General features: G+C 72.3%; 11 protein-coding genes. 6 read left to right on the top strand and 5 right to left on the bottom strand.

The genetic code is table 11. From position 1 onward, the window contains the following. Positions 1 to 9 precede the first annotated feature (9 nt). Genes ACIBBD_RS24895 through ACIBBD_RS24910 form a run of 4 tightly spaced genes read right to left on the bottom strand, consistent with a single transcriptional unit; the run spans position 10 to position 4,174 of the window. Complete coding sequence (locus ACIBBD_RS24895; RefSeq protein ID WP_399421720.1) at positions 10 to 1,065, bottom strand: amidohydrolase family protein; 1,056 nt, start codon at positions 1,063 to 1,065, stop codon at positions 10 to 12. After that, positions 1,062 to 2,192 (bottom strand): FAD-dependent oxidoreductase, encoded by a 1,131-nt coding sequence (locus tag ACIBBD_RS24900; protein WP_399421721.1) that lies wholly within the window; start codon positions 2,190 to 2,192, stop codon positions 1,062 to 1,064. Before ACIBBD_RS24900 ends, ACIBBD_RS24895 begins: the two co-directional genes overlap by 4 nt. 24 nt (positions 2,193 to 2,216) lie before the next feature. Beyond that, entirely contained in the window at positions 2,217 to 3,179 is a 963-nt protein-coding gene (locus tag ACIBBD_RS24905; RefSeq protein WP_399421722.1) for a cyclase family protein, read from the bottom strand. Further along, positions 3,176 to 4,174 (bottom strand): fumarylacetoacetate hydrolase family protein, encoded by a 999-nt coding sequence (locus ACIBBD_RS24910; RefSeq protein WP_399421724.1) that lies wholly within the window; start codon positions 4,172 to 4,174, stop codon positions 3,176 to 3,178. Before ACIBBD_RS24910 ends, ACIBBD_RS24905 begins: the two co-directional genes overlap by 4 nt. 127 nt (positions 4,175 to 4,301) lie before the next feature. On the opposite strand from ACIBBD_RS24910, the gene ACIBBD_RS24915 reads away from it, so the two are divergent. Next, positions 4,302 to 5,231, top strand: a complete 930-nt coding sequence (locus tag ACIBBD_RS24915; protein WP_399421725.1) for a LysR family transcriptional regulator — start codon at positions 4,302 to 4,304, stop codon at positions 5,229 to 5,231. A gap of 337 nt (positions 5,232 to 5,568) precedes the next feature. Here ACIBBD_RS24915 and ACIBBD_RS24920 read toward each other — a convergent pair whose 3' ends face one another. Beyond that, positions 5,569 to 6,618, bottom strand: a complete 1,050-nt coding sequence (locus ACIBBD_RS24920) for a LacI family DNA-binding transcriptional regulator (protein WP_399421726.1) — start codon at positions 6,616 to 6,618, stop codon at positions 5,569 to 5,571. Positions 6,619 to 6,874: 256 nt separating this feature from the next. Between ACIBBD_RS24920 and ACIBBD_RS24925 the strand changes: the two genes are divergently transcribed. The 5 genes from ACIBBD_RS24925 (at position 6,875) to ACIBBD_RS24945 (ending at position 15,377) form a co-directional block, all read left to right on the top strand. Next, entirely contained in the window at positions 6,875 to 8,191 is a 1,317-nt protein-coding gene (locus tag ACIBBD_RS24925) for an ABC transporter substrate-binding protein (RefSeq protein ID WP_399421727.1), read from the top strand. Positions 8,192 to 8,290: 99 nt separating this feature from the next. Further along, on the top strand, positions 8,291 to 9,175 hold the full coding sequence (locus ACIBBD_RS24930; protein ID WP_399421728.1) for a carbohydrate ABC transporter permease: 885 nt from the start codon (positions 8,291 to 8,293) through the stop codon (positions 9,173 to 9,175). A gap of 6 nt (positions 9,176 to 9,181) precedes the next feature. Continuing rightward, positions 9,182 to 10,093, top strand: coding sequence for a carbohydrate ABC transporter permease (locus tag ACIBBD_RS24935; protein WP_399421729.1), 912 nt, complete (start codon positions 9,182 to 9,184; stop codon positions 10,091 to 10,093). Between the two features lie 70 nt (positions 10,094 to 10,163). Continuing rightward, positions 10,164 to 12,734, top strand: coding sequence for a family 78 glycoside hydrolase catalytic domain (locus ACIBBD_RS24940; RefSeq protein ID WP_399421730.1), 2,571 nt, complete (start codon positions 10,164 to 10,166; stop codon positions 12,732 to 12,734). 165 nt (positions 12,735 to 12,899) lie between these two features. Beyond that, positions 12,900 to 15,377, top strand: a complete 2,478-nt coding sequence (locus tag ACIBBD_RS24945) for a glycoside hydrolase family 3 protein (protein WP_399421731.1) — start codon at positions 12,900 to 12,902, stop codon at positions 15,375 to 15,377. Positions 15,378 to 15,480: the final 103 nt, after the last annotated feature.

Raw genomic sequence — 15,480 nt, forward strand, 5'->3', positions numbered from 1 at the left:
GGTTCCTCCTCAGGCGAGTGGGAGTCGGAGCAGGGCGGCGGCGTTCCGGCCGCGTACGGCGTCGAGGTCGGCCTCGGGCAGCCGTGCGGCGCGCAGGGCGCCGACCGGGTCCTCGGTGCCCATGTCGAAGGGGAAGTCCGAGCCGAGCAGCACCCGGTCGGCCCCCGCGACGCGGACCAGCTCCCGCAGGACGTGCGGGTCGTGGACCAGGGAGTCGAAGTACAGCCGCTTCAGGTAGCTGCTGGGCAGGTGCGCGCAGCCCGCGCCCGCGTCCGGGCGGGCCGACCAGGCGTGGTCGGAGCGGCCGATGTGGGTGGGCAGGTAACCGCCGCCGTGCGCCGCGACCAGCTTCAGTCCGGGGTGCCGGTCCAGCACGCCGGAGAAGATCAGGTGCGAGAGGGCGACGGCGTTCTCGGTGGGCTGGCCGACGGTGTTGGACAGGTACCACCGGTCCAGCCGCTCGTCGAGGGTGCATCCGAAGGGATGCAGGAAGACGATCGCGCCCGTCTCCTCGGCGCGGGCCCAGAACGGCTCGTACGCCGGGTCGGACAGTTCCCGTCCCGGGGCGTGGCTGGAGATCTCCACACCGGCCAGGCCCTGCTCCAGGGCGTGGCCGAGGGCGCGCACGGTGTGCCGCGGGTGCTGGAGGGGGACGAGTCCGAGCCCGCGCAACCGGTCGGGGGCGGCCGAGCAGTGCGCAGCGGTGGCCTCGTTGGCCAGCCGGTACACCTTCTCGGCCGTCTCCTCGTCGGCCCAGTAGTGGTAGTGCGAGGGCGAGGGACTGACCAGCTGGACGTCCACGCCCTGCGCGTCCATCGCGGCCAGGCGTACGGTCGCGTCGGTCAGCCGCGGGAGGCGTTCACGGACCATGGGGCCGTTGACGGCGAGCGCGTCGGGGCCGTTGCGCCGGGCGTCCAGGGCCTTGGCCTCCGCCAGTCCCCGCAGGCCGGCCACGAGGGCCTCGACCTCGGGCAGCAGGACGTGCGCGTGCACGTCGACGGTGGGGGAGGGGCGCGGGCCGGCGCTCGACGAGGGGCGGTGGCCGGGTGACGGGCGGGCGGTCACGGCAGGTCCCGGAGCATCGTCATGGTGCGGCCCATCAGCCCGGGCACGTCGGCGTCCCGGACCCCGTCGAGCTGCCACTGCCCGATCTGCACGGACGCCTCCACCACCGGCCGCACGCGCCGCACGCGCCGCTCGTAGTACTCCTGGAAGAGCGCGTCGTCCCAGGTGTCGGCATCGGTGAGCAGCTGTGCGAGCACCCAGGCGTCCTCCATGGACAGGGCGGCGCCCTGGGCGAGGGTGGGCGGGCAGCAGTGGGCGGCGTCGCCGATCAGGACCACGCGGCCGCGGTGCCAGGAGCCCTCGACCAGCATCCGGTCGAACCAGGTGTAGTTGACCTTGGCCGGGTCGGTGATGTGCTCGGTGATCTCCGGCCAGAAGCCCCCGTAGGCGGAGGCCAGGCGCCGCATCTCGTCCGCGTAGGACTCCGGCGGGATCGACGCGCGGTCCCGGTTGGCCTCCACGACGTACGCGTACAGGGTGGTGTCGCTGGTCGGGCAGTATCCGGCGATGTAGGCCGGGCCGCCGTAGGCGAGGTCGGTGCGGGTCACCCCGGCCGGGCGCGGGGCGGCCACGCGCCAGATGGCCATGCCGGTCGGCTCGGGCTTGGCGGTGACGCCGATCGCGGCGCGGGTGGTGGAGCCGAGGCCGTCGGCGGCGATCACCAGGTCGTAGCGGCCCGCGGTGCCGTCGCTGAGGCGCACGGTGACGCCGTCGCCGTCCTGGTCCAGGGACGTGGCCCGCACGCCCAGGCGTACGGTGGCTCCGCTCGCGCGAACGGCGTCGATCAGGATGCGCTGGAGCTGCGGGCGCTGCATGCCGACGGTGGCGGGCAGGTCGTCGCCTCCGGTGCGCAGGTCGCGCTGGACGTGCAGGACGGTGCCGTCGGGGGCGGTGATGCCACAGGAGCCGAAACCGAAGCCGGACGCCTCGACCTGCTCCCAGACACCCAGTTCGCGCAGCACCCGCAGGGCGTTGCCCTGAAGGGTGATGCCGGAGCCCGCGGTGGCGTTCCAGTCGTCCTTCGCCTCGATCAGGTCCACGGCCACACCGGCCCGGCGCAGCAGGACGGTGACGGCGTTGCCGGCCGCGCCACCGCCGATCACCAGGACCGTACGGGCTTTGCTCATGGGGGAACTCCCTCGTTCCGCTGGTTACTTGACGGCGACCGGGTTGACCGGCGAGCCGACGGCTCCGGTGATGGGCAGGGGCGCGGCGGTGAGCCAGAACGCGTACACGCCGTCGCTCGCGCAGTCCTCGGCGAGGGCCTCCAGGTCCCACATCTCGCCGATCAGCAGCCCGATGTGGGGGATGGCGACCTGGTGCAGCGGCTGGAAGGCGTGCTCGAACTCGTTCGGGCGGACCTCGAAGCCCCAGGTGTCGGTGGCGATCGCGGCGATCTCGGTGCCGTGCAGCCAGCCGGCGGTGGTGAAGGACAGCCCCGGCGCGGGTCCGCCCGCGTAGTCGCCCCAGCCGTCGCGGCGTACCCGGGCGAGCTGTCCGGTGCGGACGAGCACGATGTCCCCGCGGCCGACGGTCACCCCGTGCGCCTCGGCGGTCGTGGTCAGGTGCTCCTCGGTGATGGCGAACCCGTCGGGCAGCTCTCCGTCGGTGCCGACGGCCCGGCCCACGTCGAGCAGCACGCCGCGGCCCGCGACGTGGGGCGCCATGTGCTCGATGCCGGTGACGAGGTCGCCGTCGGAGGTGACGACCTTCGCGGCGTCGCGCCCGTTCCACGCCCTGCCGTGGTCGAAGATGTGTCCGAGCCCGTCCCACTGGGTGGAGCACTGCAACGGCATCGCGATCACGTCGTCGGCGCCGCCGATGCCGTGCGGGAAGCCCTGGTTGCCGAGGGCCGCGTCGGTGCCGGTGTCGAGCATGGTGTGCACGGGGTTGGTCCGTCGCCGCCAGCCCTTCTGCGGGCCGTTCATGTCGAACCGCTGCGAGAGGGAGAAGCTGACCCCGCGCCGGATCAGGGCCGCGCCTTCGCGGCGCTTGGCCTCGTCCAGGAAGTTGACGGTCCCGAGCACGTCGTCGGCGCCCCAGCGCCCCCAGTTGGAGCACGCCTTCGCGGCCCGGGCGACCGCCCCCTCGGGGTCGGTACGGTCGAGCGTCACGACGCCTCCGCCACACAGCGGGTGCGCTGGACGCCGAGGCCGGTGACCGAGCCCTCCATCACGTCGCCGTCGCGCAGCAGCCGGCCCCAGTGCATGCCGTTGCCGGCCGGGCTGCCGGTCAGCACGAGGTCGCCGGGGAGCAGGTGTGCGGTCCGGGAGGCGTACGCCACCATGCGGGCGACGTCGAAGATCATGTCCTTGGTGGACTCGTCCTGCATGGTCTCGCCGTTCAGCTTCAGCGTCACCCGCAGGTCGTCCGGGTCGGCGATCGACTCGGCGGGCACGATCCACGGACCGAGCGGCGTGAAGCCGGGCGCGTTCTTGCTGCGCAGCCAGTCCGTGCCGATCTGCGGCATGTCCCGGCGGAAGACCGTGGCACGGTCGGTCAGGTCGTTGGCGATCGTGTAGCCGGCGATGTACTCGGGCGCCTCCTCCACCGAGATCCGGTGGGCGGGCCGGCCGATCACGGCCACCAGCTCCAGTTCCCAGTCGGGCTTCTCGGCCCAGGCGGGCAGGACGACGTCGTCGTAGGGGCCGGTGATCGCGCTCGGCAGACCGATGAACACGTACGGCAGGTCCTCGGCCGCCCGCCGGTCCATGATCTCCGCCGCCTCGGCGCGCCGCTCCTCGTCGGGGCGGTCGTCGTCCGGGGCCCGGTGCGCGACGTGCAGGTCGATCACGTGCTGCCGGTAGTTCGCCCCCGACTGGAACACCTGGCGCGGTTCGACGGGCGCGTGCACGCGGAAGCCGGCCAGCGGCTTGCGGTCCGGGCCGTCGTCGCCGGCGAGCGCCCGCAGCCGGGGCAGGGCCGTCTCCCAGCTCTCCAGCAGCGTCCGGTTGGTCAGCCGCTCGTCGCCGAAGGCGGCTCGCAGGTCGAGCACCTGGGCGTCGGCGGTGACCAGGGCGGGGAAGGCCGGCCCGTCCGGGGCCGAGAGCGTGGCGAGGGCGAACGGTCCCGCGAAGAGCGCGGACACGGGTTCAGGTTTCACGGACATGTCCTCCTGATTGCGGTGGCACTAATCTGGACCCGCCACCAGCGATCAGGGAAATAGATTGTGTGGATGAGCTGCATCCACCTGGTCAATTTTTCCTGGTCGGCGTCGTACAGCAAGGGGAAGCCCCGTGAACCTGGCCCGCCTGGACCTCAACCTCGTCGTCGCCCTGCGCGCCCTGCTGGAGGAGCGCAACGTCACCCGGGCCGGGCAGCGCGTCGGGCTCAGCCAGCCCGCCATGAGCGCCGCCCTGGCCCGGCTGCGCCGCCACTTCGACGACGAGCTGCTCGCCCGTGTCGGCGGCCACTACGAGCTCACGGCCCTCGGTCAGGTCCTGCTCGACCGCACCTCCACCGCCTATGACGTCCTCGAGCGCCTCTTCGCCAGCCAGGCCGACTTCGACCCGGCCACCGAGAGCCGTGAGTTCAAGCTGGTCGCCTCCGACTACGCCGTCGCCGTCTTCGGCGCCGAACTGGCCCGGGTCGTGCACGAGGAGGCCCCCGGCATCCGCCTGCGCTTCGCGCAGACCCCGCCCACGGTCGTCGACGACACCGGCACCCTGCTCAGCGCCACCGACGGACTGCTCATGCCGCACGGGGTCATCAGCGACTTCCCGGCCACCCACCTCTACGAGGACCGCTGGGTCTTCCTCGTCGCGGAGGACCACCCGAGCGTCGACGACCGGCTCACCCGGCACGACTTGGCCCGGCTGCCCTGGGTCACCTACCAGCGCACCTACGACGCCCCGGCGGTACGCCAGCTCGGCATGCTGGGCATCGAGCCGCGCGCGGAGGTCTCCGTCGACAGCTTCCAGCTCCTGCCGCTGCTGGTGGCGGGCACCCGGCGCATCGCCCTGATCCAGGCCCGCCTCGCCGGCCTCCTCGAACCCCTCGCCGCCGTACGCGTGGTGGAGCCGCCGTACGAGGCCGTGCCGCTGCGGGAGGCGATGTGGTGGCACCCCGTGCACACGCACGACGCGGCCCACATCTGGCTGCGGGAGACGGCCGCACGGGTCGGCCGGCGCATGGCCGGCACGCCCGCGCCTCCCGTCCCGTCCTGACCCTGCGTCCTGCGGCGCGCCCCGCGGCGTGCACCGTTCTCCGCGCCACGCTTCCTGGGGGTATCCACGCGCTGGATCGACGGGATCCACACTTCGGATCGCGGCGGGGGTGGGCAGGCGGACGCCCGCAAGGCATGGTCGAGGCGCGTCCCGCGTCCGTGCGGCGACGTCCCCTCACCGGCGGGAGCCGTCGCCGACGTCCCCTCACCGGCGGGCGCGTCGCCGATGCCCTCTCACCTGGGGGCGCGTCCGTCACGCGGCGCCCTCCCTCCCGCTCGCGCCCCGGAGTCCCGCCATGCCCGCCGCCGTCCTCCCCGCACCAGGCGGCGTCCGTGGGTCAGCGGCCCCGCGGGGCCGTGGTGCTGCCGCGCTCCACCAGGCGCGGTGTCATCGTCGTCTGCATTGCTCTGTCCCGCCGGCCTTCCACGCGCTCGATGAGCATGCGGGCGGCGGCCGAGCCCATGGTGTGGCCGGCCTGGTCGACGCTGGTGAGCTGGACGGGGGCCAGGGCCGCGAGGGCGGTGTTGTTGTAACCGACCAGCGAGAGGTCGTCCGGGATGCGCAGACCGAGTTCGTGGGCCGCCCGGTAGATGCCCAGGGCCGCCACGTCCGCGCCGGTCATGACGGCGGTCGGCGGTCGCTCGGCCGTCAGCAGGGTCATCCCCGCCTTGAAGCCGCCCTCGTCGGAGTACGCGGCATGGTGCACCCGCGCGTGCTCGGCCAGGCCGTGGCGTTCCATGGCGCGCAGGTAGCCGTCGCTCAGCACGATCTCGGGGGTGCGCTTCCACCGGTTGGCCTTGGTGCCGGGGGCGGAGACCAGGGCGATGTCGCGGTGGCCGAGCGCCACCAGGTGGTCGACGACCAGGCCGGCCCCGACGTCGTCGGCGTCGACGACCGAGTCGTGGGTGTCGGCGAGGTCGTGATGGCCGATGACGACGGTCGGTGTCGACGCGGCCGTGGTCAGGACCTCGTCCCGCGGGGTGCCCGGCGCGATGAGGATCAGGCCGTCCATCTGGCGGTCGACCAGGGCGCGGATCGTCCTCGCCTGTTCCTCGGGCTCGAAGCCGGCCGCGCCGATCAGCACGGTGTACTCGCTCTGGCGGAGTTCGTCCTGGACGCCGTCGAGGATGTCGGCGAAGAAGGCGTTGCGGACGTTGTCCAGCAGCACACCGATGGTGTAGGTCCGGCCGCGCATGCCGCGTGCCGCCGCGTGCGGACGGTAGCCGAGCTCGGCGATGGCGGCGGTGACCTTCTCCCGCATGGCCGGGCTCACGCCGTAGGCGTTGCGGAGGACCTTGGACACGGCGGCGATGGACACACCGGCATGCCGGGCGACATCGGTGATGGTCGCGCGTCTGTTCTGCCTGGGTGCCGCGTCCCGGTCCATCGTCAGCGCTCCGGTTCTCGTAGTCGTGAGTATAACGGTCTACAGGGAGACCCCCCGGGGTCGTCAAGACTCCGGTCAGGTGACGCCAACGTTACACGGCTGTGTCTTGACGGGACGGGGCCCCCGGTGCAGGGTGTTGCCCACTCGCCGTAGAGAACGTTTTACACACTCTCCGCGTCCGCTCGCCGGGCCTGCTCGTCGCCCCTGGCACCGCACCCACTCCGCGCCTCCGCTCCACGATCCCTGGGAGTCCTTTGTGTCCGTACGTATGCCCCGAGCCCGCCGTGCGCGCCTGAGCCTGTTCACCGCCGGCACCGCTTCCCTCGCGCTGCTCGCCACCGCCTGCGGCGGCAGCGGGAGCGGCTCCTCGTCCGCGCCGGAGGACTTCAGCTACCTGAGCGTCACCGAGAACACCACCGTCAGAACCGCACTGACCACCCTGTCCAAGGGCGCGTGCGGCACGGCGAACGACGCCCTGCCGCTGAAGGTGGAGACCGTCCCGCAGGCGAGCCTGGACCAGAAGCTCCAGCTGCTGGCCGGCCAGAACGCCCTGCCGGTGCAGTTCGCGGCGGGCAACGCGCCGGCGCTGACCCAGCAGCTGGCGACGTCGGGCCAGGTCGCCGACCTGGAGAAGAAGCTCCGGGAGCTCGGCGTCCTCGACCAGCTGGAGCCGGCCGCCATCTCCACGATCAAGGCCCTGTACGGCGGCAAGCTGGAGGTGCTGCCGTACGAGTACAACATCGAGGGGATCTTCTACAACGAGAAGGTCTTCGCGGAGAACGGCCTGAAGGTGCCGGGCACCTGGGACGAACTGGTGTCGGCCGCGGCGAAGCTGGAAGCGGAGGGCGTCCAGCCGTTCTCCGCCTCCGGTCAGCAGGGCTGGCCGCTGACCCGCCTGATCAGCGGCTACCTGTACCGCAGCCTCGGCCCCGACGCGCTGCAGAAGGTCGCCGACGGCAAGGCGAAGCTGACCGACCCCGCGTACGTGAAGGCCGCCGAGGAGGTCGCCGCGCTCGGCGAGAAGGGCTACTTCGGCAAGGGCGTCGGCTCCATCGACTACGACACCGCCATGAACCAGTTCCTCACCGGCAAGGCCGCCATGCTCTACATGGGCAGCTGGGCGCTGGCGAACATCTCCGACGACCAGCAGAACAAGGTCGGCGCGGAGAACATCGGCTTCATGCCCTTCCCGGCCGTCTCCGGCGGCAAGGGCTCGGTCGACCAGTACCCCTCCAACGTCGGCCTCGGCATCACCCTGGGCGCGCGGTCGTTCGACGAGAAGACCGGCGACTGGGTCTCCTGCATCGCCAGGAACTACGGCAGCACCGCGCTGAAGGACCACGGCTCGATCTCCGGCTTCAAGGTCAACACCGAGGTGAAGGACGCCAACGAGGTCACGACCCAGGTCCGCGACACCATCAGCACATCGAAGCAGAACGTCCTGTGGTTCGAGGCCCTGTTCGGCACCAAGGCCACCACCGTCAGCCAGACCAACGCGGCGAGCCTGGTCAACGGCAGCATGAGCCCCCAGCAGTTCATGCGGACCGTTCAGGACGCGCTGGCCGCCCAGTGACGGGCCGGGGCGGCTCACGACCTGTTCCGTGCCTCCCCGTGAGCCGCCCCCGCCACCGTCAGGCAGGTCTTCCCAACGGAAACGAAGTGGACACCACCCATGCACCGCGTACTCGGTGACCGCAGGGCCATCGCGATCCTGCTAGGCCCCGCCCTCCTCGCCTACTCCCTGATCATGCTCGTCCCGATGGTGTGGTCACTCGGGTACTCCCTCACCAAGGGCAACACCATCGAGGGCTTCACCGGCAACGGCGTCGCCAACTTCTCCCGCCTGTTCGACGATCCGGCCGTCCACGACGCCCTGTGGTTCACCCTCGAGTACGCCGTGGTCGTCACCGTCGGCCAGGTGGTCGCCGGCTACCTCCTGGCCCTGCTGTACGTCTTCTTCCTCAAGCGCGCCTCGGCACTGATCCGCACGCTGGTGTTCTTCCCCGTCGTGCTGCCGACGGTCGCGGTGGGCCTGCTGTTCCAGAAGTTCTTCCAGGTCGCCCCCCAGACCGGGCCGGTCAACTCCCTGCTCGACGCGGTCGGTCTGGACCCGGTCGACTTCTTCGGCAGCGCCGGGAGCTCCTTCTGGGTGCTGATCGTGATGGACATCTGGCGTTCCATGGGCTTCTACGCCGTCCTGCTCTTCGCCGGCCTGGTGGACATCCCCGACGAGGTCCTGGAGTCGGCCCGCCTGGACGGGGCGACGGGACTGAGGCTGGTCCGTCACATCGTGCTGCCGCTGTCCCTGCCGGTGCTGATGTCGTCACTGATCTTCAGCATCAACGGCACGCTGAAGGTCTTCGACTCCGTCGCGGCGCTGACCAACGGCGGTCCCGGCAACGGCACCACCCCCCTGACCCTGTACATGTTCCAGACGTCGTTCACCTACAGCGACTACGGCTACGGCAGCACCGTCGCGCTGCTGCTGACCGTGGTGTGCCTGCTGGTGAGCCTGGTCGTCTACCGCGTCTCGCGGCGCGACCTCACGGAGGGCTGAGAACCCATGGCCACCATCGACACACCTGTGAAGAGCTCCGTGGGCCGCCGGGACCGCGGGACACCCGGCGCCGCCGCCGGGACCCGAGGACGCCGCACGGGGAGCCGGCTGTGGGTGAAGGCCGTCGTCGGCCTGCTGCTCGTCGTCGAGATCTACCCGCTGGTCTGGATGTTCCTCACCTCGCTGAAGTCCAACGACGACTACCTGAACAACTCGACCTGGAGCCTGCCCACGACCTGGGAGTGGGGCAACTACGCCGAGGCGTGGACCACCGGCAACATCGGCCTGTACCTCCAGAACAGCCTGCTCGCCGTCGTCCCGGCCCTGGCCCTGATCCTGCTGCTGGGCACGGCCGCCGGGTTCGCCCTGCAGGTCATGGTCTGGAAGGGCCGCAGCCTCACCCTGCTGGTCTTCCTCGCGGGCATGATGGTGCCGCCCCAGATGATCCTGCTGCCGCTGTTCACCGTGTACTTCCAGACCGGGCTGTCCGGCACCCTGTGGCCGCTGATCCTCACGTACACCGGAACCGGCCTGCCGCTGACCGTCTTCATGATGGCCACCTACTACCGCACCGTGCCCCGGGAGCTGTTCGAGGCGGCCACCATCGACGGCGCCGGCATCCTGCGCGCCTTCTGGACCATCAGCGTGCCCATGGTCCGCAACGCCCTGCTCACCGTCGGCCTGGTGCAGTTCTTCTTCATCTGGAACGACCTGCTGATCGCGCTGACCTTCACCAACGACCAGGACCTGCGCACCATCCAGGTCGGCCTGCTCAACTTCACCGGTGACTTCGGCGCCACCCGGTACGGGCCCCTGTTCGCCGCCATCTGCATCAACGTCTTCGGCACCCTCCTGATCTACCTCTTCCTCAACCAGAAGGTCATGAAGGGACTCACCTCGGGAGCGGTCAAGGGCTGATCACCGGCCCCACCGCACCGCCCCGGCACGTGACGAAAGGTTTCCGTTGCTCCCCCCTCAGCCCTCCCCGGTGTCCTTCGAACACCTTCCCGACGGACTCGGCACCGGAGTAGCCGCCCCCCGCCTCACCTGGACCCTGCCACCCGGCGCCGGCCGCCAGCAGGCGTACGAGCTGGAAGTGGACCGCTCCGGCACGCTCCACCGCACCGGACGCGTCGCCGGTGCCGATCAGGTACTGGTCCCCTGGCCCGGCGAGCCGCTGGCCTCCCGGGAACGCGCGACCGTCCGCGTCCGCGTCTGGACCCCGGGCGCCGGCGGGCCGTCGGCGTGGAGCGAACCGAGCGCCGTCGAGGCCGGACTCCTCGCCCCCACCGACTGGCAGGCCGTCCCCGTGGGCGCCGGCTGGGACGAGGACCCCGAAGCCGAACGCCGCCCGGCCCGCGTGCGCAGGGACTTCCTCCTCGACCGGCCCGTCGCGCGGGCCCGCCTCTACGTCACCGCCCACGGCCTGTACGAGGTGGAGATCAACGGCCGCCGCGTCGGCGACGAGGCCCTGGCCCCGGGCTGGACGGTCTATCCGCGCCGCCTGCGCTACCGCACCCACGACGTCACGGGACACCTCACCACCGGCGCCAACACCATCGGCGCCTGGCTCGGCGACGGCTGGTACCGCGGCAGGTACGGCTTCGACGGCGGCACCCGCAACATCTACGGCACCGACCAGTCCCTGATCGCCCAGCTGGAGGTGACGTACGACGACGGCACCACCCTCGTCGTCGCCACGGACGGAACCTGGAGCGCCGCACCCGGCCCGATCCTGACCAGCGGCCTGTACGAGGGCGAGACCTTCGACGCCCGGCTGCACGATCCCGACTGGTGCACACCGTCGCGCTCCGCCTCCGGCGCGTGGACGACCGTACGGACCGGCCACCGCGACCCCGGCACCCTCGTCGCACCCCACGGACCGGCCGTGCGCTGCACACAGGAGGTGGCCCCCGTCTCCGTCACCCGCACCGAGGACGGCCGCCACCTCCTCGACTTCGGCCAGAACCTCGTCGGACGCCTGCGCGTCACCGTCGACGGCCCCGCCGGCAGGGCCGTCACCCTCCGCCACGCCGAAGTCCTGGAGGACGGCGAACTGGCCACCCGCCCCCTGCGCGAGGCGTACGCCACCGACACCCTGATCCTCTCCGGGCGGGGCCCGCTCACCTGGGAACCCCGCTTCACCCTCCACGGCTTCCGCTACACCGAGGTCACCGGCTGGCCGGGAGAGCTGACGGCCGACAGGGTGAGCGCCCGCGTCTACCACACGGACATGCGCCGCACCGGCTGGTTCGAGTGCAGCGACCCCCTGGTCAACCGGTTGCACGAGAACGTCGTGTGGAGCATGCGCGGCAACTTCGTCGACCTCCCCACCGACTGCCCCCAGCGCGACGAGCGCCTCGGCTGGACCGGCGACATCCAGGTCTTCGCGCCCACCGCGAGCTTCCTCTACGACTGCGCCGGCATGCTCGACTCCTGGCTCACCGACGTCGGACTGGAACAGCTGCCGGACGGCACCGTCCCCTGGTACGTCCCCGTCATCCCGGGCGGACCGATGTGGACGCCGATCCAGCCCGGAGCCGCCTGGGGGGACGTCGCCACGCTCACCCCCTGGACGCTCTACCAGCGCTTCGGCGACCTCGACCTCCTGCGCCGGCACTACCCCACGGCCCGGGCGTGGGTCGACCTCATGGAGCGTCTCGCGGGTCCCGGCCGTCTGTGGGACACCGGCTTCCAGCTGGGGGACTGGCTCGACCCCGCCGCGCCGCCGGACGACCCGGCCGCCGGCCGTACCGACCGCTACCTCGTCGCCACCGCCTACTTTGCCCACTCCGCCCGCCACCTCGCGCTCACGGCCGCCGAGCTGGGCGACCGGGCGGACGCCGAGCGGTACACCGCGCTGGCCGACGAGGTGGCCGACGCCTTCCGCCGCCGGTACGTCCTGCCCGGCGGCCGTATGACCAGCGACAGCCCCACCGCGTACGCCCTGGGCGTCGCCTTCGGGCTGCTCACCCCCCAGCAGCGGCGGATCGCGGGCGACCGTCTCGCCGAACTCGTCCTCGCGGACGAGGCCCGCATCGCCACCGGGTTCGTCGGCACCCCGCTGATCTGCGACGCCCTCACCGACACCGGCCATCTGGACGTCGCCTACCGCCTGTTGCTCCAGACCCAGTGCCCCTCGTGGCTGTACCCCGTCACCATGGGCGCCACGACCGTCTGGGAACGCTGGGACAGTCTGCGCCCCGACGGCAGCCTGAACCCCGGCGGCATGACCTCCTTCAACCACTACGCCCTGGGCGCCGTCGCCGACTGGCTGCACCGGGTCGTCGGCGGGGTCACCGCCACCGCCCCCGGCTACCGGGAGATCGCCTTTCGACCGCGACCGGGAGGGGGCATCACCTGGGCCCGCACCCGCCACGAGACGCCCTACGGCACGGCCTCCCTGTCCTGGGAGCGGACCGACGCCGGTCTGACGGCCCGCATCGTCGTACCCGAAGGCTGCCGGGGCACCGCCGACCTGCCCGGCCGTGCTCCGGTCGTCCTGGGACCCGGTGAACACGTCCTGGACACCCCCGAACCGGCCGGGAAAGCCGCCTGAGAGAGATCGGCCGACGGCTGCGGCCGTCCACTCCGGGGAGGCCGCCGGCGCGGGACACGCCGGTGACCGTCTCGCACGAAGCGCACCACCCGACCCTCGCGGTCGGCCCCGTTCCCCCCGAAGCGGCCTGCTGACCGGCCGCCCCACCGAACCGGGAGAGCCGTAATGAACAGACGAGCATTCCTCGCCGCCGCCACCCTCACCGCTGTGGCCATGAGCATGACCCCGGTGGTGAGCGAGCAGGCGTCCGCCGCGTCCGGCCCCACCCCGCGGGAGCGCGCCGACGCCCTGCTCGCCCGCATGACGGCGGCGGAGAAGGAAGCCCTCGTACGGTGCGACTTCGCCGCCGTCGCCCACCTCGGGATACCGGCCCTGACCATGGTCGACGCCTCCGCCGGCCTGCGGGGCGAGCGGGGCGTGACGGCCTTCCCGGTTCCCGTCGCCCAGGCGGCGACGTTCGACGAGGACCTGGCGGGCCGTATCGGCGGTGCCATCGGCGCGGAGGGCCGCGCGAAGGGCTACAACAACCTCCTCGGCCCCACCGTCGACCTGACCCGGACCTGGCACTTCGGCCGGCAGTCCGAGGGCATGGGGGAGGACCCGCTGCTCGCGGGGAGGCTGGGGGCGGCCGTCACCGTCGGCATGCAGAGCCGGAACGTGGCGGCCACCGTCAAGCACTTCGCCGCCTACACCCAGGAGACCAACCGCTTCTTCACCGACACCAGGGTCTCCGACCGCGCCCTGCACGAGATCTACCAGGCACCCTTCCGCCGCGTGGTCGCGGCCGCCCCGGCCACCTCGGTGATGATGGCCTACCCGAAGATCAACGGCACGTTCGCGACGCAGAGCCCGGCCCTGTTCGACGACCTGAAGAAGGGCATCGGCCTGCAGGGCTACACCGTGCCCGACTTCTGGGCCGGCGACGACCAGGTCGCCGCCGCCCGGGCCGGCATGGACCTCGCCGGACTCGGCCCCGGCGCCGTGAAGATCCCCGCCGGAGCCCTCACGGGCGGCGCGATCCCGGGCACGCGACTGGACGACGCGGCTCGCCGCATCCTCGTCACGATGTTCGGCAACGGCCTGTTCGACCACCCCGTCCCCGCCCCGGCCGACCACGTCAGCACACCCGAGCACCGGAGCCTCGCCCACGAGGCCGCGGTCGCCTCCACGGTCCTGCTGGCCAACCGCTCCTCGGCCCTGCCGCTGCCCGCGTCACTGAAGTCGCTGGCCGTCATCGGCCCCGCCGGCGCCGACGCCTTCACCGGCGTGGCCGGCTCCACCTACGTCGACCCCGGCACCTGGACGACCCCCCTCGAGGCGATCCGCGCCCGGGCGGGCACCTCCGTCGAGGTCACCCACGCCCAGGGCACCACGGGCGACCGTCCCCTGACCACGGTCCCGTCGACCGTACTGCGCGACAGCACCGGCGCAGCCGGCCTGACCGCCGCCTACCACGCGGGTGCCGACGCCACCGGTACCCCGGTCGTGACCCGGACCGAGGCGACCGTCGACTTCACCACCGCGCCCGTGGAGGGCCTGCCCGCCGTCTGGTCGGCGAGATGGACCGGCACCCTCGTGCCGACCACCACCGGCCTGCACCGCTTCTCCCTGCTGCCGGCCGGCACGGCCACGCTGAAGATCGACGGCACGACGGTCGTCTCCGGCACCCGGCACAGCCGCCGCTTCTTCCTGGGCCCCTACGACTACCCGCTCCAGGGCACCGCCCGGCTGACCGCGGGCCGCTCGGTCAGGGTCGAGCTCACCTACACCAACGCCACCGCCCAGACCGGCACCTGCGGCCTGACCCTCGGCTGGCAGCCCGAGTCCCTCATCCCCGCCGCCGTGACGACGGCCAGGGCGGCGGACGCCGCGGTCGTGTTCGTCAACCGGGTCGCCGGCGAGGACATGGACCACGGCCACCTCGACCTGCCGGGCGACCAGAACCAGCTCATCACCGCCGTGGCCGCCGCGAACCCGCGCACGATCGTCGTCCTCAACACCGACGGTCCCGTGGCCACCCCCTGGCTCGACGACGTGGAAGCCGTCGTCCAGGCCTGGTACGGGGGCCGCGGCATGGGCACCGCCCTCGCCGCCGTCCTCTTCGGCGACAGCGACCCCTCCGGCCGCCTCCCGGTCACCTTCCCCGCCGACGCCACCCAGGGACCGGCCACCACTCCCACCGCCTACCCCGGGACGAACGGCACCGTCTCCCACGACGAGGGGACCGCCGTCGGCTACCGCTTCTACGACGCCACCGGACAGGAGCCCCGCTTCCCCTTCGGGCACGGCCTGTCCTACACGTCCTTCAGCCACGGATCCCTGGAAGCCGCCTACGACGCGGCCACCAGGAACGTCACCCTCTCCGTCACCGTCACCAACACGGGACGGCGCCGGGGCACCGAAGTGGTCCAGGTCTACGCCGCCCTGCCCGGTGCGGCGGCGGCGGAGCCACGCCGCCTGGTCGCCTTCCGCAAGACCACGCTGCCCGCCGGGGGTTCGCGGCGGCTGACCTTCTCCGTCCCCGCGCAGGACCTGACCGTGTGGCAGGCGGGAGGCTGGACCCTCGTACCCGGCTCGTACACCTTCTCGACCGCGCGGTCGTCCCGGGTCCTGACGGCTCGACGAAGCCTGACCCTCGGCTGACCAGCGCCGGTGCCCCACCCCGAGCCGGTTCCCCGCGCCGAGCCGCACGTGGACGAGACGCGTCCGGCGGCACGAGCGCGGGGAGGCTCGGCGGGCGTCCCTG

Source organism: Streptomyces sp. NPDC051315 (assembly GCF_044455165.1).
Taxonomy (GTDB): Bacteria; Actinomycetota; Actinomycetes; order Streptomycetales; family Streptomycetaceae; genus Streptomyces.

Bases quoted from the DNA above. Each gene is read 5' to 3' on its own strand.
- ACIBBD_RS24900 (WP_399421721.1), bottom strand. From the start codon at position 2,192: ATGAGCAAAGCCCGTACGGTCCTGGTGATCGGCGGTGGCGCGGCCGGC.
- ACIBBD_RS24910 (WP_399421724.1), bottom strand. From the start codon at position 4,174: ATGTCCGTGAAACCTGAACCCGTGTCCGCGCTCTTCGCGGGACCGTTC.
- ACIBBD_RS24920 (WP_399421726.1), bottom strand. From the start codon at position 6,618: ATGGACCGGGACGCGGCACCCAGGCAGAACAGACGCGCGACCATCACC.
- ACIBBD_RS24930 (WP_399421728.1), top strand. From the start codon at position 8,291: ATGCACCGCGTACTCGGTGACCGCAGGGCCATCGCGATCCTGCTAGGC.
- ACIBBD_RS24935 (WP_399421729.1), top strand. From the start codon at position 9,182: ATGGCCACCATCGACACACCTGTGAAGAGCTCCGTGGGCCGCCGGGAC.
- ACIBBD_RS24945 (WP_399421731.1), top strand. From the start codon at position 12,900: ATGAACAGACGAGCATTCCTCGCCGCCGCCACCCTCACCGCTGTGGCC.